The 16,380-nt window shown below is 69.4% G+C and carries 20 protein-coding genes; 12 read left to right on the forward strand and 8 right to left on the reverse strand.

Going from position 1 to position 16,380, the window contains the following annotated elements; genetic code table 11:
* Positions 1-12: 12 nt before the first annotated feature.
* From ccoP to GFK26_RS13065, 7 genes are all read left to right on the forward strand, one after another.
* On the forward strand, positions 13-927 hold the full coding sequence (ccoP, locus tag GFK26_RS13035) for a cytochrome-c oxidase, cbb3-type subunit III (RefSeq protein WP_153282325.1): 915 nt from the start codon (positions 13-15) through the stop codon (positions 925-927).
* Positions 924-2,348: a cytochrome c oxidase accessory protein CcoG gene (gene ccoG, locus GFK26_RS13040; RefSeq protein ID WP_153282326.1), complete on the forward strand. Its 1,425-nt coding sequence runs from the start codon at positions 924-926 to the stop codon at positions 2,346-2,348. The genes ccoP and ccoG overlap by 4 nt, the downstream gene beginning before the upstream one ends.
* Before the next feature lie 11 nt (positions 2,349-2,359).
* The gene (locus tag GFK26_RS13045) at positions 2,360-2,650 is read left to right on the forward strand and encodes a FixH family protein (RefSeq protein WP_153282327.1); all 291 of its coding nucleotides are present in this window, start codon (positions 2,360-2,362) and stop codon (positions 2,648-2,650) included.
* A 5-nt stretch (positions 2,651-2,655) separates the two neighbouring features.
* On the forward strand, positions 2,656-2,889 hold the full coding sequence (locus GFK26_RS13050; protein ID WP_228122063.1) for a hypothetical protein: 234 nt from the start codon (positions 2,656-2,658) through the stop codon (positions 2,887-2,889).
* Complete coding sequence (gene hemN, locus GFK26_RS13055) at positions 2,886-4,289, forward strand: oxygen-independent coproporphyrinogen III oxidase (protein ID WP_153282329.1); 1,404 nt, start codon at positions 2,886-2,888, stop codon at positions 4,287-4,289. The genes GFK26_RS13050 and hemN overlap by 4 nt, the downstream gene beginning before the upstream one ends.
* Before the next feature lie 6 nt (positions 4,290-4,295).
* Positions 4,296-4,997, forward strand: coding sequence for a sulfite exporter TauE/SafE family protein (locus tag GFK26_RS13060; protein WP_153282330.1), 702 nt, complete (start codon positions 4,296-4,298; stop codon positions 4,995-4,997).
* Between the two features lie 85 nt (positions 4,998-5,082).
* On the forward strand, positions 5,083-5,499 hold the full coding sequence (locus GFK26_RS13065; protein ID WP_153282331.1) for a hypothetical protein: 417 nt from the start codon (positions 5,083-5,085) through the stop codon (positions 5,497-5,499).
* Positions 5,500-5,555: 56 nt separating this feature from the next.
* Here the strand turns inward: GFK26_RS13065 and GFK26_RS13070 are convergent, their stop codons facing one another.
* Positions 5,556-6,038 (reverse strand): ornithine carbamoyltransferase, encoded by a 483-nt coding sequence (locus GFK26_RS13070; RefSeq protein WP_228122003.1) that lies wholly within the window; start codon positions 6,036-6,038, stop codon positions 5,556-5,558.
* Positions 6,039-6,261: 223 nt separating this feature from the next.
* Between GFK26_RS13070 and GFK26_RS13075 the strand changes: the two genes are divergently transcribed.
* Complete coding sequence (locus tag GFK26_RS13075; RefSeq protein ID WP_153282333.1) at positions 6,262-7,020, forward strand: Crp/Fnr family transcriptional regulator; 759 nt, start codon at positions 6,262-6,264, stop codon at positions 7,018-7,020.
* Between the two features lie 13 nt (positions 7,021-7,033).
* On the opposite strand, the gene GFK26_RS13080 is transcribed toward GFK26_RS13075, so the two are convergent.
* Together GFK26_RS13080 and GFK26_RS13085 are read right to left on the reverse strand one after the other, a co-directional pair.
* On the reverse strand, positions 7,034-9,154 hold the full coding sequence (locus GFK26_RS13080; RefSeq protein WP_153282334.1) for a PAS domain S-box protein: 2,121 nt from the start codon (positions 9,152-9,154) through the stop codon (positions 7,034-7,036).
* Complete coding sequence (locus tag GFK26_RS13085; RefSeq protein ID WP_153282335.1) at positions 9,147-9,875, reverse strand: winged helix-turn-helix domain-containing protein; 729 nt, start codon at positions 9,873-9,875, stop codon at positions 9,147-9,149. Before GFK26_RS13085 ends, GFK26_RS13080 begins: the two co-directional genes overlap by 8 nt.
* Before the next feature lie 181 nt (positions 9,876-10,056).
* Between GFK26_RS13085 and GFK26_RS13090 the strand changes: the two genes are divergently transcribed.
* The gene (locus tag GFK26_RS13090; RefSeq protein ID WP_153282336.1) at positions 10,057-11,241 is read left to right on the forward strand and encodes a fatty acid desaturase; all 1,185 of its coding nucleotides are present in this window, start codon (positions 10,057-10,059) and stop codon (positions 11,239-11,241) included.
* A gap of 82 nt (positions 11,242-11,323) precedes the next feature.
* Here the strand turns inward: GFK26_RS13090 and GFK26_RS13095 are convergent, their stop codons facing one another.
* Entirely contained in the window at positions 11,324-11,836 is a 513-nt protein-coding gene (locus tag GFK26_RS13095; RefSeq protein ID WP_153282337.1) for a universal stress protein, read from the reverse strand.
* Positions 11,837-11,989: 153 nt separating this feature from the next.
* Here GFK26_RS13095 and GFK26_RS13100 point away from each other — a divergent pair, with 153 nt between their 5' ends.
* Together GFK26_RS13100 and GFK26_RS13105 are read left to right on the forward strand one after the other, a co-directional pair.
* A complete protein-coding gene (locus GFK26_RS13100; RefSeq protein WP_153282338.1) occupies positions 11,990-12,577 on the forward strand; it encodes a hemerythrin domain-containing protein in 588 nt (195 codons plus the stop codon).
* Between the two features lie 66 nt (positions 12,578-12,643).
* Positions 12,644-13,075, forward strand: a complete 432-nt coding sequence (locus GFK26_RS13105) for a hypothetical protein (protein WP_153282339.1) — start codon at positions 12,644-12,646, stop codon at positions 13,073-13,075.
* A 36-nt stretch (positions 13,076-13,111) separates the two neighbouring features.
* On the opposite strand, the gene GFK26_RS13110 is transcribed toward GFK26_RS13105, so the two are convergent.
* The 4 genes from GFK26_RS13110 to GFK26_RS13125 form a co-directional block, all read right to left on the reverse strand.
* On the reverse strand, positions 13,112-13,558 hold the full coding sequence (locus GFK26_RS13110; RefSeq protein WP_153282340.1) for a universal stress protein: 447 nt from the start codon (positions 13,556-13,558) through the stop codon (positions 13,112-13,114).
* A gap of 100 nt (positions 13,559-13,658) precedes the next feature.
* A complete protein-coding gene (locus tag GFK26_RS13115) occupies positions 13,659-14,204 on the reverse strand; it encodes an Rrf2 family transcriptional regulator (RefSeq protein ID WP_153282341.1) in 546 nt (181 codons plus the stop codon).
* A gap of 38 nt (positions 14,205-14,242) precedes the next feature.
* Complete coding sequence (locus GFK26_RS13120) at positions 14,243-14,941, reverse strand: Bax inhibitor-1/YccA family protein (protein ID WP_153282342.1); 699 nt, start codon at positions 14,939-14,941, stop codon at positions 14,243-14,245.
* A 178-nt stretch (positions 14,942-15,119) separates the two neighbouring features.
* On the reverse strand, positions 15,120-15,575 hold the full coding sequence (locus tag GFK26_RS13125; RefSeq protein WP_228122004.1) for a hypothetical protein: 456 nt from the start codon (positions 15,573-15,575) through the stop codon (positions 15,120-15,122).
* A gap of 121 nt (positions 15,576-15,696) precedes the next feature.
* On the opposite strand from GFK26_RS13125, the gene ycaC reads away from it, so the two are divergent.
* Positions 15,697-16,323: an isochorismate family cysteine hydrolase YcaC gene (gene ycaC, locus GFK26_RS13130; protein WP_153282343.1), complete on the forward strand. Its 627-nt coding sequence runs from the start codon at positions 15,697-15,699 to the stop codon at positions 16,321-16,323.
* Positions 16,324-16,380 lie beyond the last annotated feature (57 nt).

Genomic DNA, 16,380 nt, shown 5'->3' on the forward strand with positions numbered 1-16,380 from the left:
GGGGAGCCCACCATGAGCGATTTCATCAGTCACTTCTGGTCCAGCTACGTGGCCGTGGCCTCGCTGCTGAGCATCCTGGGCTGCGTGCTGCTGCTGTGGCTCACGGCGCGCAAGCGCGTGGCCTCGGACGCCGACAACACCACCGGCCATGTGTGGGACGAAGACCTGCGCGAATCCAACAACCCGCTGCCGATGTGGTGGGTGGGCCTGTTCGTGCTGACCATCGTCTTCGGCATCGGCTACCTGGCCGTGTTCCCCGGCCTGGGCAGCTTCCGCGGCACGCACGACTGGAGCTCGCGCGGCGAGTACCAGGAAGACATGGCCAAGGCCACGCAGGCGCTGGAGCCCGTGTATGCGCGCTACGCCCCCATGCCGATCGAAGAGGCCGCACGCGACCCGCAGGCCCACGCCATCGGCGAGCGCCTGTTCATGAACAACTGCGCGCAGTGCCACGGTTCCGACGCGCGCGGCAGCAAGGGCTTTCCGAACCTCACCGATGCCGACTGGCTGCACGGCGGCACGCCCGACAAGATCGTCGAATCGATCACCAAGGGCCGCACCGGCGTGATGCCGCCGGCCGCCGCCATGGTCGGCTCGCCCGACGACGTGAAGAACGTCGCCAACTACGTGCTGAGCCTGTCGGGCGAGCCGCACGACTCGCTGCGTGCGGGCCTGGGCAAGTCGAAGTTCGCGGCCTGCGCGGCCTGCCACGGCATCGGCGGCGTGGGCAACGCCGCGATGGGCGCCCCGCGCCTGAGCGATCGCATCTGGCTGCACGGCTACGGCGAGGCCGCCATCGTGCAGATCATCAACGAGGGCAAGCACAGCGCCATGCCCGCCCAGGAGGGCCGCCTGACCGAGGCGCAGATCAAGCTGCTGGCGTCGTACGTGTGGGGCATGTCCAACCCGCCTGCCGGGACGCCATGACGCGAAGGACCGTCATTCCCATCGCCAGCGCACCACCCGCCGCTGCGCCGGAGGTCGGTCTCTACGAGGCGACGAAAAAAATCTACCCGCGCAGCGTGCAGGGCCTGTTCGCGCGCTGGCGCTGGGCCATGGTCTTCCTCACCCAGCTGGTGTTCTACGGCATGCCCTGGGTGGAGTGGGGCGAGCGGCAGATGGTGCTGTTCGACCTGGCCGCGCGCCGCTTCTACATCTTCGGGCTGGTGCTGTACCCGCAAGACCTGATCTACCTGTCGGGCCTGCTGGTGATCAGCGCGCTCTCGCTCTTCCTGTTCACGGCCGTGGCCGGCCGCCTGTGGTGCGGCTATGCCTGCCCGCAGACCGTCTACACCGAGATGTTCCTGTGGGTCGAGCAGCGCATCGAAGGCAACCGCAGCGCGCGCATCCGCCTCGACGCCGGTGCGTTCTCGCTCGAGAAGCTGGTGAAGAAGGCCTTCAAGCACCTCGTATGGATCGGCATCGCGCTGTGGACCGGCTTCACCTTCGTGGGCTACTTCACGCCGATTCGCGAGCTGGGCATGGCCTTCCTGCAGACGCAGATGGGCTCGTGGGAAGTGTTCTGGGTGTTCTTCTACGGCTTTGCCACGTATGGCAACGCCGGCTTCATGCGCGAGCAGGTGTGCAAGTACATGTGCCCGTACGCGCGCTTCCAGAGCGCGATGTTCGATCGCGACACGCTCATCGTCAGCTACGACCCGCAGCGCGGCGAGCCGCGCGCACCGCGCCGCAAGGCCGTCGATCCGCGCAGCGCCGCCCTGGGCGACTGCATCGACTGCAGCCTGTGCGTGCAGGTGTGCCCCACGGGCATCGACATCCGCCAGGGCCTGCAGTACGAGTGCATCGGCTGCGGCCTGTGCGTGGACGCCTGCGACAGCGTGATGGACAAGATGGGCTACGCGCCGCGCCTCATCCGCTACGACACGCAGAACGGCATGGAGGCCGGCTGGTCGCGCCGGCAGCTCTGGCGCCGCGTGCTGCGACCGCGCGTACTGATCTACACCGCGCTGCTCGCGCTGTTGGTGGTGGGCCTGCTCGCCAGCCTGGTCGTGCGCACGCCGCTGAAGGTCGACGTGGTGCGCGACCGCGCCTCGCTGGCGCGCATCGTCGAGGGCGGGCGGCTGGAGAACGTCTACCGGCTGCAGATCATGAACGCGACCGAGCGCACGCAGCACTACCGCATCGCCGCGCGCGGCATCGACGGGATGAGCGTGTCGCCCGACGAGGCCGTCGAGGTCGAGCCCGCGCAGGCGCGCTGGGTCGCCGTGCGGCTGCAGGTGCCTTATGGCGCCGCGCCGGCCGGTTCGCACACGGTGCACTTCGACATCCGGCAGGTGGATGGCGCGGCGCAGGTTTCCGAAAAAGCGGTCTTCCTGGTGCCGCGCTGAAAGGTCTTCCCATGAACGACGCCCTGCCGATGAACGAGCCCGCAACCTCCGGCCCCTGGTGGCGCTATCCACTGGTCTGGCTGGTGATCGCAGGGCCCGCCGTCGTGGTGCTCGTGAGCATCGCGACCGTCTGGCTGGCGCTGCGCACGCCCGAGGTGCTGGTGTCGGAGGACTACTACCGCGAAGGCATCGAGATCAACCGCACGCTCGCCGACAAGAAACTGATGCCGGCGCAGGCCGGGCGCAACCATGCGGCCACGCCCGAGGGCGACGTGCCGGTGCCCAAGCGGGGCGCGCAGTGAGTGCCATGCGCCGCGTGGCCGGCATCCTCTGGCCGTCGTTCCTCGTCGCCTGCGGCATGGAGGTGCTGGTGTTCGCGCTGATCGACCCGGTCCACTCCTACTGCGGCGCGGACGCGCTGCACATGTCGCGCCAAGGCATCTACACCGTGTCCTTCTTCGTGTTCTGGCTGATGGCAGCGGCCTCGAGCGCGTGCACCACGTTGCTGGCTCTGCCGTCAGAGAAAGAGACCGCGCAATGACGCTCGCCCTTGCCATTCCCGACACGCCCTCCGTGCTGCCCGTCGAACTGCTGCGCCGCTTCGACGTGCCCGGCCCGCGCTACACCTCGTACCCCACGGCCGACCGCTTTGTCGACAGCTTCGGCGCCGGCGACTACGCCCAGGCGCTGCACCAACGGCGCGACGCGGACACGGCGGGCGAGCCGCTGTCGCTGTACGTGCACATCCCGTTCTGCGAATCGCTGTGCTACTACTGCGCCTGCAACAAGGTCGTCACCAAGCACCGCGAACGCGGACGCGCGTACCTCGACTACCTCGCGCGCGAAGTGGCGCTGCAGGTCGCGCAACTCGGGCCCGACGCGCCCGTCGGCCAGCTGCACCTGGGCGGCGGCACGCCGACCTTCCTCGACGACGAAGAACTGGGCGAGCTGGTCGCGATGCTGCGCCGTGCGTTCGCCTTCGTGCCGGGCGGCGAGCAGTCGATCGAGATCGATCCGCGCACCGTCGATGCACAGCGCTTGGCGGCGCTGGCCGCGCTCGGCTTCAACCGCCTGAGCTTCGGCGTGCAGGACTTCGACCCCGCCGTGCAGCAGGCCGTGCACCGCATCCAGCCGGCAGAACAGGTCTTCGCGCTGATGGACACGGCGCGCGCGCTGGGCTTTCGCTCGATCAATGTCGACCTGATCTACGGCCTGCCGCGCCAGAACGACGCCTCGTTCGAGCGCACGCTCGCGCAGATCCGCGACCTGCGGCCCGACCGCATCGCGCTGTATGCCTACGCCCACCTGCCGGAGCGCTTCAAGCCGCAGCGGCGCATCGCCGCCGACGAACTGCCCGATGCGCCCACGCGCGTGCGCATGCTCGGTCGCGCGATTGCCGCGCTCACCGAAGCCGGCTACGTCTACATCGGCATGGACCACTTCGCACTGCCGGACGATCCGCTCGCCGTGGCCAAGCGGGAGGGCCGGCTGCACCGCGACTTCCAGGGCTACAGCACGCAGCCCGACGGCGACCTCGTCGCGCTCGGCGTGTCGGCCATCGGCCGCGTGGGCGCGACCTACAGCCAGAACGCGAAGACGCTCGAAGACTATTACGCGCTGCTCGACCAGGGCCACCTGCCCGTGGTCAAGGGCCTCGCGCTGTCGGACGACGACGTGCTGCGCCGCGACGTCATCATGGCGCTGATGTGCCGCGGCCGCGTGGACTTCGACGCCGTCGAGGCCGCGCACGGCATCGCTTTTGCGGACTACTTCGCGCCCGAACGCGCCGCGCTGGCGCCCATGGCCGAACAGGGGCTGGTGTGCCTGTCGGCGCGCGCCATCGAGGTCACCGAGGCCGGCTGGTTCCTCGTGCGCGCGGTGGCGATGGTGTTCGACCGCTACTGCGCCGCGACGCGCACGCGCTTCTCGCGCGTGGTCTAGGACGGTATGGACTCACCCGCACTCGCCGGCGCCGCATTGCTGATGGGGCTCGCAGGCGGGCCGCATTGCGTGGCGATGTGCGGCGCGGTGTCGTCCGCGGTGATCCGCATCGTGCCGGCGGGTGGGCCCTCGCAGGCCACGCACGCCATCGCACCGGTCGCCTTCCACCTCGGCCGCATGGCGAGCTACGCAGCGGCCGGCGCCGTCGCCGCCGCGAGCCTGCACGGCCTGGGCGCAGCGAGCGCGCAGGTCGCGGCCTGGCGGCCGCTGTGGGTGATGCTGCATGTGTTCGTGCTCGCGTGGGGCGTGGTGCTCGCTGTCGCGGGTCGCCAGCCGCTGTGGGCGCAGCGCGCCGGGCGCGCGCTCGAAGCGCGTCTGCGCCCGAGGGCCGGCAGCTCGCTGCTGGGCGTGCTCGCCACGGGCACGCTGTGGGTCGCGATGCCTTGCGGCCTGCTTTACTCCGCGCTGATGCTGGCCGCGTTGGGCAACGGGCCGTGGCAGGGCGCCTCGACGATGGCACTGTTCGCGCTCGGCAGCAGCGTGTCGCTGCTCGCAGCGCCGTGGCTGTGGCAGCGGCTGCGCGGGTGGGGTGACAGCGGCACGCGCCAGGCCTGGGGGGCGCGGCTGGCGGGTGTGTTGCTGGCGGCGGTGGCGTTGCAGGCGTTGTGGATGGATTTGAGCCATCGCATTGCCGATTGGTGCGGCTGACGACCCGTTCATCCGTCGCCGATGTCGCCGAAGGATGGCGTCGGTCGGCATTTAAGCTCGCGGCTTTGATGTCCTCTGGAACCGCATGCTCTCTGCCGCCCGCCATCTCGCCTTTCACGGTTCCCTCGTCTTGTTGTTCGGATTGCTGCTGGGCGCGCCCTATGCGCGAGCGATCAAGCGCAATGCCGCGGCTCACGTCGTGAATTCCTGGCGCGTCGCGCACTTGAGCCTGCCGATCGGTGCAACCTTGATGTTCGCGGTTGCCGCATGGCTGCCATCGGTGTCTGCGCCGGCGCCTCTGGCGTGGACCATTGCCATCGCCCTGATCGTGTCGGCCTATGGATTCTGTGTCTCTACGCCGCTGGCCGCGTTGACCGGCCGTCGCGGGTTGTCGGCCGGCGAGGGATGCGAACGTGTGGTCTATCTCGGCAACATGATCGGCGCGATCGCCTCGATCGTTGGCGGTGCGGCGCTGGTGGGGGCGGCGTTCATCGCTCTGTAGGCGTGCCACGGCGCCGTCGCGCGCCCAGTCCTTTTTTCAGGGCGTCGGACAAGCCTTCAGCCGATGCTCTCGATCAGCAGCGCCTGCAGCACGAACCGCCGGTTGTCGGCCGGTGCGGTGCGCTCGCCGAGCAGCCCCGCGAGCGCGGCCGTGGGGTGGCTGTCGGCTGCCGCACCGTCGTGCACCGGAATGCCCGCGTGCTGGCCGATCTGCCGCACCAGCGCCGCATCGATGCCCTCGCAGGCCACGGCGTCGTAAAGCCGGCCGAGCATGCGCGCCGTGTGCTGCAGCTCCTGCACCGGCGTGGCGGGTGACAGGCTGGAGCGCATGGTCGCGACCTGCGCGCCCAGCTCTTCGGCGGCCTGGCGCAGCAGGGCGAGCGCGTCGCTGTCGCCGGTCTCGCTGAGCAGGCCGAGGTTCTTGCCGCGCAGCAGCCGCGGCGGCGCGGCGCCGTCGAGCGCGGCGCGCTGGAGCAGCCGGGCGCGGCCGAGCAGGCTGGCTTCTTTCTGGGGCGACAGCGCAGCGGCGAAGGAGTGCATGGCAAGGTTCGACATGTGTCTCGCGGAGGCTAGCCAGCCTTGTGTTTCCCGCCTTGACGCACATCAAGGCCGGGGCCGCTGTTACACGCCGGACACAGAGCGTTCACCCGACGTTACGCACCGATGCGGGCCGTTGTCACTGCGGGGCCTCGCGCTTCCTAGCATCGAGACATCGCCTGATCGCAGGCGAAAGCTACACAAGACAGAACGCCGAGGAATCCCCATGCTCACGAGTGCCCGCCCCCATCCCATCCTCCCGCTTCGGCCCCTTCCGACGGTGCAGAAGGAAGACGCGGGCCGGCGCACGGCCGAGCGCCTGCGCGTGCTGGCCGAGCAGCTGCAACCGCAGCGCCGCATGGTGCACACGGGCGATGTGATCTACCAGGCCGGCGAACGCTTCGGCAACCTCTACATCCTGAACTCGGGCTTCTTCAAGATCGTGAACCTCTCGGCCGATGGCCGCGAGCAGGTGGTGGGTCTCAAGTTCCGCGGCGACTGGCTGGGCTTCGACGGCATCGCGGGCCAGCGCTACGTGTGCGACGCCGTGGCGATGGACACGGGCGAGGTCTGGGTCGTGCCCTACGAATCGCTGCTGACGGCCTGCACCGCGCACCCCGCGCTGCTGCAGATGCTGCACGCCGCCATGAGCCGCGAGATCGCGCACGACCGCGATTCGCTGATGTCGGTGTGCACCTTGCCGGCCGACGCGCGCGTGGCCGACTTCCTGCGCTACTGGGCCGAGTCGCTGGCCGACCGCGGTATGCGCACCGACGAGATCACGCTGCGCATGACGCGCGCCGAAATCGGCAACTACCTGGGCATGACGCTCGAAAGCGTGAGCCGTGCGCTGTCGCGGCTGGCGCGCGACAAGGTCATCGGCTTTGCCACCAAGGGCCGGCGTGAGGTGCAGATTCCCGATGTGGGTGCGCTGTCGGCCTTCGTGCAGCGCTGCCTGGCGCCGGCGCCTGCCATGCTTCAGTAAGACGAGACGCCGCTCACTCGCGCGCAGCCAGCAGCGCCCGCGCCATCGCACGCGCCAGCTCGCTGCGCGAATAAGGCTTGCGCAGCAGCTCCCAGCCCGGGGGCGCTTCGCGGTCGGCGTCGAGCAGCTCCGCCGAGAACCCCGACATCAGCAGCACCGCGAGCCGCGGCTGGCGTTGCACCGCCTCGGCGGCCAGCCGCGTGCCGCGCATGCCGGGGCCGAGCGCGATGTCGCTCAGCAGCAGGTCGAAGGGCGTGGCCTCGGCGGCCATGGCGGGCAGGGCCTGTTCGGCGTTGGCAGCAGTCACCACCTCGCAGCCCAGCGTGGTGAGGAAGGTGTGGACGACCTGGCGCACTTCGGCGTCGTCTTCGACGAGCATCACGCGCAGGCCGGGTGCCAGCGTGGCCTCGGCTTCCACTTCGGTGAGGTCTTCGTCGGCGGGCGCCACTGTGTTCGCCGCATCGGCCTCCACCTGCGGCAGGTAGAGCGTCACGGTGGTGCCGCCGTTGACCTTGCTGTCGATGGCGATGGCGCCACGCGATTGCTTCACGAAACCGTACACCGTGCTCAGGCCCAGGCCGGTGCCACGCCCCGCTTCCTTGGTGGTGAAGAAGGGCTCGAAGATGTGCTCCATCACCGCGTCGGTCATGCCGGTGCCGCTGTCGGCGATGGAGAGCGCGACGAAGCGGCGGCCGGCGTCGGCGTCGCTGAGTTCCTGGCGCACGGTGGCGGGCAGGGCGTCGCAGGCCTCGGCGCGGAAGTGCAGCCGCCCTCCCTCGGGCATGGCGTCGCGCGCGTTGATGGCGATGTTCAGCAGCGCCGATTCGAGCTGGCCCGGGTCGGCGCGCACGGCGGGGCAGGCGTCGGCCGTGTCGATCTCGATCTGGATGCGCTGGTCGAGCGTGCGGCGCAGCATGTCGGTGAGCGAGTGCAGCATCTGCCGCACGTCGACTGCGTCGGGCTGCAGCATCTGGCGCCGCGAGAAGGCCAGCAGCTTGCCCGTGAGTTCGGCGCCGCGCCGGCTGGCGCGCGCGGCGGCGGCCACGAGCTGCTGCGCGTAGCCGTCGGCCGCGAGCTGCGGCAGCTCCTCGAGCACCTGCAGGTTGCCCTGGATGATGGTGAGCAGGTTGTTGAAGTCGTGCGCGATGCCGCCGGTGAGCTGGCCCACGCTCTCCAGGCGCTGTGCGTGGTTCAGTGCCTCTTCGGTCTGCACGCGCTGCAGGCTGGTGGCCAGCAGGCTGGCCACCGATTCGAGAAAGCGGACCTCCTCGTCGCCGAAACGCCGCGCGGCCGTGGCGCGCACCGACAGCATGCCGGTCACGCGGCCCCGGTCGGACAGCGGCACGGCCAGCGCGCTCACCAGTCCGGCCTCGAGGTACGCGGGTGGCACGGCGAAGCGGCGCTCCTCGCGGTAGTCGGGCACGACGACCGGGCAGCCCTGCGAGAACACGTAGCCCGGTTGCGTGTCGGGCCGGTTGGCGATGCGCAGGCCGACGCTTTCGTCGGCGAGCAGCCCTACGCCGCTCGCGAGGCGGAACTCGCGCTGGGTGCCGTCGAGCAGCCACACCATCGCGACCTCGACCTGCAGCGCGGTCGCGACGATGTCGGGCACCTGCGCCAGCACCACCTGCAGGTCGCGCGTATCGACGGCCAGGCGGCCCAGTTGCGCGAGGTGTTCGCTGTAGCGCGCGCGCTGCAGCGCCTGCTTCACGCGCGGGTAGGCGCCGATGTCGCGGATCGCGGCCACCACGAACGGCAGGCCCTGGTTCTGCAGCGGGCTCAGCGCGATCTCGACCATGACCTCGCTGCCGTCCTTGCGCTTGGCGACGAGCTCCATGTCGGTGCCCATCGGGCGCGGACGCGGCGCACGGCCGTAGGCTTCGCGGAACGCGGCGTGGCGCGGACGGATGCTGTCGGGCACGAGCGCTTCGACGCTCAGGCCCACGAGCTCGTCGGCCGCGTAGCCGAGCATGGCGGCGGCCGAGGGGTTGGCCAGCACGATGCGGCCCGACTGGTCCACCACCAGCAGCGAATCGGGGTAGGCGGCGAACAGCGAGCGGAACACGCTGCCTTCCTCGACGCCCGAGGGCAGGCCCGCGATGGACGGTTGCTGCGGCGCTTGGTCGTCAGCCATGGGTGACCGGCGGCACGAGGATGTAGCCCGCGCCGCGCACCGACTTGATGAGCTGCGGATCGTCGGCGTTGGCCTCGATCTTCTTGCGCAGCCGGCCGACCTGCACGTCGATCGTGCGGTCGAAGGGCGCGGCCTCGCGACCGCGCGTCTGCTCGAGCAGGAAGTCGCGCGAGAGCACGCGGCCCGGGTGGCGGGCGAAGGCGCACAGCAGGTCGAACTCGCCGGTGGTCAGCGGCACGGCCTCGCCCTGCGCGTTGCTGAGGCTGCGCGCGGCGGTGTCCAGGCGCCAGCCGGCGAAGCGCAGGCGCTCGGGCGGCGTGGGCGCGGCGACAGCAGCAGCGGGTGCTTCGGGCGTCAGGCGCCGCAGCACGGCCTTGACGCGCGCGACCAGCTCGCGCAGGTCGAAGGGCTTGGTCACGTAGTCGTCGGCGCCCACTTCGAGGCCCACCACCTTGTCGACCGGGTCGCCGCGGCCGGTGACGATCACGAGGCCGCAGCGCCAGTTCTCGCGGATGTGGCGGGCAATGGAAAAACCGTCTTCGCCGGGCAGGCCGAGGTCGAGCAGCACGAGGTCGGCCGGGTCGGCGGCCATGAGCGCCCGCAGCGCCGCGCCGTCGTGGATCTGGGTGACGCGAAAGCCGTGGCCCTGGAGGTAGTTGGCCAGCAGCAGCGTGATGTCGACCTCGTCGTCGAGCACCGCGATGTGGGGGGCAGAAGTCATGCGGGGGCTGGGAGAAAAAACGCCGGCGCCACGGGGAGGGCGCAGGGAGCCCGGGAAGCGTAGCACGCAAGTTGCGGCTGTGGCAGCCGCAGCGCGCGCCGTTGATCTGGCGCAAGGCCTGCGGGCGGGGCGCTTCCGAGAATCGCGGCCACTGTCCACCGTGTCTGAAGGGTACGTACGCATGGCATCTTTTCTTTTCTCGGGCGCGCTCGACCTCCCGTGGTGGGGCGTGCTGCTGGCCGCACTGGCACTGACGCACGTCACCATCGCCTCGGTCACCATCTTCCTGCACCGCCACCAGGCGCACCGCGCGCTCGACCTGCACCCCATTGCCAGCCACTTCTTCCGCTTCTGGCTCTGGATGACGACGGGCATGGTCACCAAGCAATGGGCGGCCGTGCACCGCAAGCACCACGCCAAGTGCGACACGCCCGAGGACCCGCACAGCCCGCAGGTGGTGGGCCTGAAGCGCGTGCTCTGGGGCGGCGTGCTGCTGTACGTGGCCGAGGCGCGCAACCCCGAAACGCTGAGCCGCTACGGCCACGGCACGCCCGACGACTGGCTCGAGCGCCGGCTCTACACGCGCTACCAGACGCTGGGCATCACCTGCATGGGCCTGATCGACATGGCGCTCTTCGGCGTTTTGCCGGGCGCGCTGGTGCTGGTGGTGCAGATCGCGTGGATTCCGTTCTGGGCCGCCGGCGTGGTCAACGGCATCGGCCACTTCTGGGGCTACCGCAACTGGCCGGCGGCAGACGCGAGCACGAACATCTTTCCCATCGGCCTGCTGATCGGTGGTGAAGAGCTGCACAACAACCATCACGCGTTCCCGACCTCGGCCAAGCTGTCGAACAAGTGGTTCGAGTTCGACATCGGCTGGGTCTACATCCGCGCGCTGCAGGCGGTGGGGCTGGCGAAGGTGAAGCACCTGGCGCCGACGCCGCGCCTCACCGCGCCGCGCGCCACCGTCGATTTGCTCACGGTGCAGGCGGTGATCCGGCACCACTACGACGTGCTGTCGAACTACTCGCGCTCGCTGAAGCAGGCCTGCACCGAAGAGCTGGCCCGCATGCATGCGCTCGCACCCAGCCAGGCCCGCGCACTGCGCGCCGCGCGGCCCTGGCTCGGCAAGGAAGAAAAGGCGCTCGACGCCACGCGTCATGCGCAGCTCACGCAGGCGCTGGTGGCCTCGCAGGCCCTGGAGACCATGTACGCCATGCGGCGTGAACTGACGGCGCTGTGGAGCCGTTCGGGCGCCACCGGCGAACAGCTCGTGAAGCGGCTGCAGGACTGGTGCGAACGCGCCGAAGCCAGCGGCATCGCGCCGCTGGCGGCCTTTGCGGTGCGGTTGCGTTCCTACGCCTGAGAGGCTCCGGCAAAGAAAAAGCGCGGGCCGGTGTTGCACCGGCCCGCGCTTTTTGTCTTTGAGCGATCGCGCGTCGCAAGACTCACTGGCTCGCCACGCGTCCGTCCGGCAGGCTGAAGCGCTCGTGGTCTTCCTTGGCCGCGATTTCAGGCGCGCGGATCAGCAGCACCGGCACGGGCGCCATGCGCAGGATGTGCTCCGCGTTGCTGCCCATGGCCCAGCGGCTCAGGCCGCGCCGGCCGTGCGTGCCGAGCACGATGAGGTCGGCCTTCGAGGCGATGGCCTCGGTCACCACCTGGTCGTGGACCGCGCCGGCCTTGAAGCCGTCGCGCAGCACGACGTCGGCCTCGACGCCTTCGGCCTGCGCCTGGGCGCGCGCCTTCTCCAGCAGCGTCACGGCGTTGGTGCGCAGCACCTCGAGCCAGTCGCCCGAATGGCCCGCGTAGGCGTCCATGCCGAGCGCGAACGAGAGCTCGTCGAGGATGTGGACGAGCCGCAGGCGCCCACCGGTGAGCCTGGCCAGGCGGATGGCTTCGGCCAGGCCTTCGCCGGAGGTGGAGCTGCCGTCGACGGGAACCAGGATGTGTTGGTACATGGTGTGGAACCTCCAGGAGTGCGTTGAAGAAAGAAAAGAGGAGATGCCGTGCCAGTCTGTGCCTGGCCGCGTGCACGGGCCTTGATCTGGAGCAAGCCCGCACGGCCCCGGGCTTGCGACCCTTGGGCCTTCGAAGAAAGAAGGAGACCTCTCATGACCCATGTCGCGGTGAAGATCATTCGCCAGGAGCACGCCGCGCTGGCGGCCATGCTGCGTTCCATCGTGATGCTGCTCGACCAGCACCGCCGCAAGGGCACGATGCCCGACTTCGCGACGCTGCGCGCGATGCTGTTCTACGTGGACGAGTTTCCCGAGAAGCGCCACCACCCGAAGGAGACCGAGCTGCTCTTTCCCCGGCTGCGCGCCTGCACGCCGATCTCGCGCGACCTGATGGACAAGCTCGACAACGACCATGCCTGGGGCGAGCGAAAAATTCGCCACGTCGAGCACGCGCTGCTCGCGTTCGAGATGCTCGGCGAGCCGCGGCGCGCGGCCTTCGAATGGGCGATGAACGAGTACGTGAGCTTCTACCTCGAGCACATGGCGCAGGAGGAGCGCGAGATTCTTCCGCTGGCCGAGCGCGTGCTCAATGCGGACGACTGGCGCGAGCTCGACGCGGCCTTCGGCGAGAACCGCGATCTGTTCTCCGACCAGAACGCGCCCGACGAGGTCTACGCCGCACTGTTCACGCGCATCGTCAACGTGGTGCCCGCGCCGATCGGTCTGGGGCCGGCGTTGTAACGGTCGAGCGGGTGTGGCGCCAGAGGCACGGATCGAGGGCGCACGGCGTTCATAATCGCCCCCGTCATGCCTGCCCGCCACCTGCCTTCGGACACTGCCCATGCGCCGCGCGTGAAGCGCGCGCAGACTTCGGTGTCCGCGCGTTCCGCGACGCCCGAACCGCCCCGCCGCCGCATCCATGACGGCGGCGCGTCCCGCAGCCTTGCGGGCTTCACTGCGATGGAAAGCAGCGCAGCACCGGCCCGCGCGCCGTCCGCAGCGCGTCCGCGCAACTGGCGCACCACGCTGCTGGGTGTGGCGCTCGGGCTGGTGATCGCGATGTTGCTGCTCATGAAATGGCTGCTCGACTACCAGGTCGAGTCCGCCGAAGCGCGCCATGTGCAGGAGGCCCAGGCGCGCACGCAGGCCGCGCGCTGCTTCGGCCGCGATGCCGGGCCATCGTGCCCGCCGGCCGGTCGCACGGTCGTCGAGACCGTCGAATCCGCCGCGACCAGATAAGCGCGCACCGCGTGTGCGGTGCCACCGTCGTTCAGTTCAGCGCAGCACCAGCACCGGGACGTGCGAGTGCGTGAGCACGTGCAGCGTCTCGCTGCCCATCAGCAGCCGCGCGAGGCTGCGGCGCCCGTGCGAGGCCATCACGATGAGGTCGCAGTCCTGGTTCTTCGCGGTCTGGATGATGGCCTCGGCCACCTGGTTCGATTTCATGACCACCGCATCGGCGCGGCGCACGCCCCTGGCCAGCGCGGTGTCGCGCACCGCATCGGCCAGTCGCTGGGCCGCCTGTTCGACGTGTTTCTGGTTGGCTTCGAAATCCGTCTGGTTCAGCAGCATCGAGCCTTCGAAATAGCCGTACGGCTGGATGTGCGCGACGTTGACGCTGACCAGCTCGGCGCCGGTGAGCAGCGCGAGGTCGATGGCCGTGGCCACCGCCTTGTCCGACAGCGAAGAGCCGTCGGTTGCGACGAGAACACGCTTGTACATGGCAGGCTCCTTGGCCCCCGGCACCGCGGGTGCCTTGCCATTCCAGTCTAGGTCGCGCGGGCGGCACATTCAAGGCCGACCCGGCGCGTCCTTCCTGGCGTCAGCTGCTCGTGCTGTGGCGACGTCCCAGTGCGAACACCGAGTTCGGCGCGTCGACCACGAAGGGCTTGCGCACCGGCGTGCCGACGACGGCGGTCGTGCGGCGGGCGGCCGCGCTGGTGGCGGGCTGCACGCCCTTGGCCTTCTGTTCGTCGACCAGGCTCTGCAGCGAGATCGAGCGCAGGAACTCGACGGCGCGCAGGTTCACGGAGGCCCAGAGGTCGTCGATCTCGCAGCGGCCGGGTTCGTCGTCCGAGCCCGCCGCGCGCGGGCGCGCCTTGCTGGCGCCCAGGTCTTCGATGGTGAGCACGACGTCGGCCACCGTGATCTCCGCGGCCTTGCGGCTGAGCGAGTAGCCGCCGCCGGGGCCGCGGGTGGATTCGACCAGCCCGTTTCGGCGCAGCTTGGCGAACAGCAGTTCCAGGTACGAGAGCGAGACCTGCTGGCGCAGGCTGATCGAGGCCAGCGTGACGGGGCCCGAGCGGCCGTGCAGGGCGATGTCGATCATCGCGGTGACCGCGAAGCGGCCCTTGGTGGTGAGGCGCATGGTGTTTCCTTCCTTGCTTGCTTGTCGTTCCGGCGCGCTTACTCGTCGCGGCCGCCGGCGATGCCCAGCAGGGCCAGCAGCGACTGGAACACGTTGTACAGGCTCAGGTACACGCCCAGCGTGGCCGAGATGTAGTTGGTTTCGAGGCCGTCCTTCACGCGCTTCAGGTCGTGCAGGATGAAGGCCGAGAAGATGCCGATGGCGGCGACCGACAGCGTCATCATCAGCGCGCTCGACTGGATGAAGACATTGGCGATGCCCACCACCAGCAGGCCGATGGCGCCCACGAAGAGCCACTTGCCCATGGCCGAGATGTCGCGCTTGATGACCGTCGAGAGCATGGCCATGCCCAGGAAGATGCCGCCGGTGCCGGCGAAGGCGGTCATCACCAGGCTGGCGCCGTTGGCCAGGCCGAGCACGCTGCCGACCAGGCGCGACAGCATCAGGCCCATGAAGAAGGTGAAGGCCAGCAGCACGGGCACGCCGGCGGCGGAGTTCTTGGTCTTCTCGATGGCGTACATGAAGCCGAAGGCGCCGCCGAGAAACACCATGATGCCGATGCCCGGCGACATGGCGCGCGTGAGGCCGGTCGCCACGCCGAGCCAGGCGCCCAGCACGGTGGGCACCATCGACAGCGCGAGCAGCCAGTAGGTGTTGCGCAGAACGCGGTTGCGTTCCTGGACCGAGGCCAACGGTGCGCCGAAGCTGGAGGGGTAGGCCGATTGGCTGGAGTTCATCGAAAAATCCTGAAAAAGAGAGAGGGCCGGACGGGTCGCGTGACACGTGCGGCGGGGCCGTCGGACGGCTGAAAAAGAAGGGGCAGGGTCGTCGCGCAAGAACGGCGACGGGCCGGATGGGTGAGCGCAAACGCCCGGACTTTTCAGTCCTCAGGCGTTCGCTCGCCGCCGCGCGGCCTCAGGCGGCGAGGAGGGCGTGCGGCCGGGGTGGCCGCTTGGGCCGGTCGAGCAGCGGCGAGAGCACCGAGGTGGAGCCCAGTCGCGGCGGTTGCGCGGAGAGCACGAGCAGGTTGCGTGCGTGGGGTCGGGCGTCAAGCAGTTCGGCGTGCTCGGAGCCGGCTTCGTCCATGGCGGACGGGTCTTCCGACGACGTCTTGCCGACGTCCTTGTCGCCGCCATCGGCCAGTGCCATGGCGAGCGTTGCGACGGTCTGGCGTTCGCCCGACGACGTCACATGGTTGCCGCCGATCAGCCCATGCGCGAGCACGGCGAAGCCGTAGCAGGACAGCATGAAAGCGAGGACGGTAGCGGCAAACCAGCGGGACATGTAGGGGTATTTTACCCGGTGCGCCGGCATTGCTCCGGCGGCCGCGAATTCATCCGACCGCTGCGCACGGGTGTTGCCATCGTCCACAGGATGGAACGCTGCAGGCCACTTGCGCCGACTACCGGAATCTTGGGGGCGCTTTTACGCTGACGGACATGCATCGGGGGCCATTTTCCCCCGACATTCAACCTCCCAAAGGAAGCCTCCCATGTCCAAGCCTTACACCCGTCTCGACAAGAACGATGTCGCCGTGCTGCTGGTCGACCACCAGACCGGCCTGCTCTCGCTGGTGCGCGACATCGATCCCGACAAGTTCAAGAACAACGTGCTGGCCCTGGCCGACATCGCCAGCTACTTCAAGCTGCCGACGGTGCTGACCACCAGCTTCGAGAACGGCCCCAACGGCCCGCTCGTGCCCGAGCTGAAGGCGCAGTTCCCCGACGCGCCCTACATTCCGCGCCCGGGCCAGATCAATGCCTGGGACAACGAGGACTTCGTCAAGGCCGTGAAGGCCACGGGCAAGAAGCAACTGCTGATCGCCGGCGTGGTCACCGAGGTCTGCGTGGCCTTCCCGGCGCTGTCGGCGCTCGAAGAGGGCTTCGACGTGTTCGTCGTCACCGATGCATCGGGCACCTTCAACGACGTGACGCGCCAGGCCGCGTGGGACCGCATGTCGGCCGCCGGCGCGCAGCTGATGTCCTGGTTCGGCGTGGCCTGCGAGCTGCACCGCGACTGGCGCAACGACATCGAGGGGCTGGGCACGCTGTTCTCCAACCACATCCCCGACTACCGCAACCTCATCACCAGCTACACGCAGCTGACCCAGGGAAAGTGAGCACGCCGTGACCATCCCCAACAACGTCGCCAACTTCAACGGCGCCAAGCCCGTCAT

Source organism: Variovorax paradoxus (genome assembly GCF_009498455.1).
Lineage (GTDB): Bacteria > Pseudomonadota > Gammaproteobacteria > Burkholderiales > Burkholderiaceae_C > Variovorax > Variovorax paradoxus_H.

Coding starts and splice junctions, on each gene's coding strand:
- ccoP (WP_153282325.1), top strand. CDS start 13: ATGAGCGATTTCATCAGTCACTTCTGGTCCAGCTACGTGGCCGTGGCC.
- ccoG (WP_153282326.1), top strand. CDS start 924: ATGACGCGAAGGACCGTCATTCCCATCGCCAGCGCACCACCCGCCGCT.
- GFK26_RS13045 (WP_153282327.1), top strand. CDS start 2,360: ATGAACGACGCCCTGCCGATGAACGAGCCCGCAACCTCCGGCCCCTGG.
- GFK26_RS13050 (WP_228122063.1), top strand. CDS start 2,656: ATGCGCCGCGTGGCCGGCATCCTCTGGCCGTCGTTCCTCGTCGCCTGC.
- hemN (WP_153282329.1), top strand. CDS start 2,886: ATGACGCTCGCCCTTGCCATTCCCGACACGCCCTCCGTGCTGCCCGTC.
- GFK26_RS13060 (WP_153282330.1), top strand. CDS start 4,296: ATGGACTCACCCGCACTCGCCGGCGCCGCATTGCTGATGGGGCTCGCA.
- GFK26_RS13065 (WP_153282331.1), top strand. CDS start 5,083: ATGCTCTCTGCCGCCCGCCATCTCGCCTTTCACGGTTCCCTCGTCTTG.
- GFK26_RS13070 (WP_228122003.1), bottom strand. CDS start 6,038: ATGCACTCCTTCGCCGCTGCGCTGTCGCCCCAGAAAGAAGCCAGCCTG.
- GFK26_RS13075 (WP_153282333.1), top strand. CDS start 6,262: ATGCTCACGAGTGCCCGCCCCCATCCCATCCTCCCGCTTCGGCCCCTT.
- GFK26_RS13080 (WP_153282334.1), bottom strand. CDS start 9,154: ATGGCTGACGACCAAGCGCCGCAGCAACCGTCCATCGCGGGCCTGCCC.
- GFK26_RS13085 (WP_153282335.1), bottom strand. CDS start 9,875: ATGACTTCTGCCCCCCACATCGCGGTGCTCGACGACGAGGTCGACATC.
- GFK26_RS13090 (WP_153282336.1), top strand. CDS start 10,057: ATGGCATCTTTTCTTTTCTCGGGCGCGCTCGACCTCCCGTGGTGGGGC.
- GFK26_RS13095 (WP_153282337.1), bottom strand. CDS start 11,836: ATGTACCAACACATCCTGGTTCCCGTCGACGGCAGCTCCACCTCCGGC.
- GFK26_RS13100 (WP_153282338.1), top strand. CDS start 11,990: ATGACCCATGTCGCGGTGAAGATCATTCGCCAGGAGCACGCCGCGCTG.
- GFK26_RS13105 (WP_153282339.1), top strand. CDS start 12,644: ATGCCTGCCCGCCACCTGCCTTCGGACACTGCCCATGCGCCGCGCGTG.
- GFK26_RS13110 (WP_153282340.1), bottom strand. CDS start 13,558: ATGTACAAGCGTGTTCTCGTCGCAACCGACGGCTCTTCGCTGTCGGAC.
- GFK26_RS13115 (WP_153282341.1), bottom strand. CDS start 14,204: ATGCGCCTCACCACCAAGGGCCGCTTCGCGGTCACCGCGATGATCGAC.
- GFK26_RS13120 (WP_153282342.1), bottom strand. CDS start 14,941: ATGAACTCCAGCCAATCGGCCTACCCCTCCAGCTTCGGCGCACCGTTG.
- ycaC (WP_153282343.1), top strand. CDS start 15,697: ATGTCCAAGCCTTACACCCGTCTCGACAAGAACGATGTCGCCGTGCTG.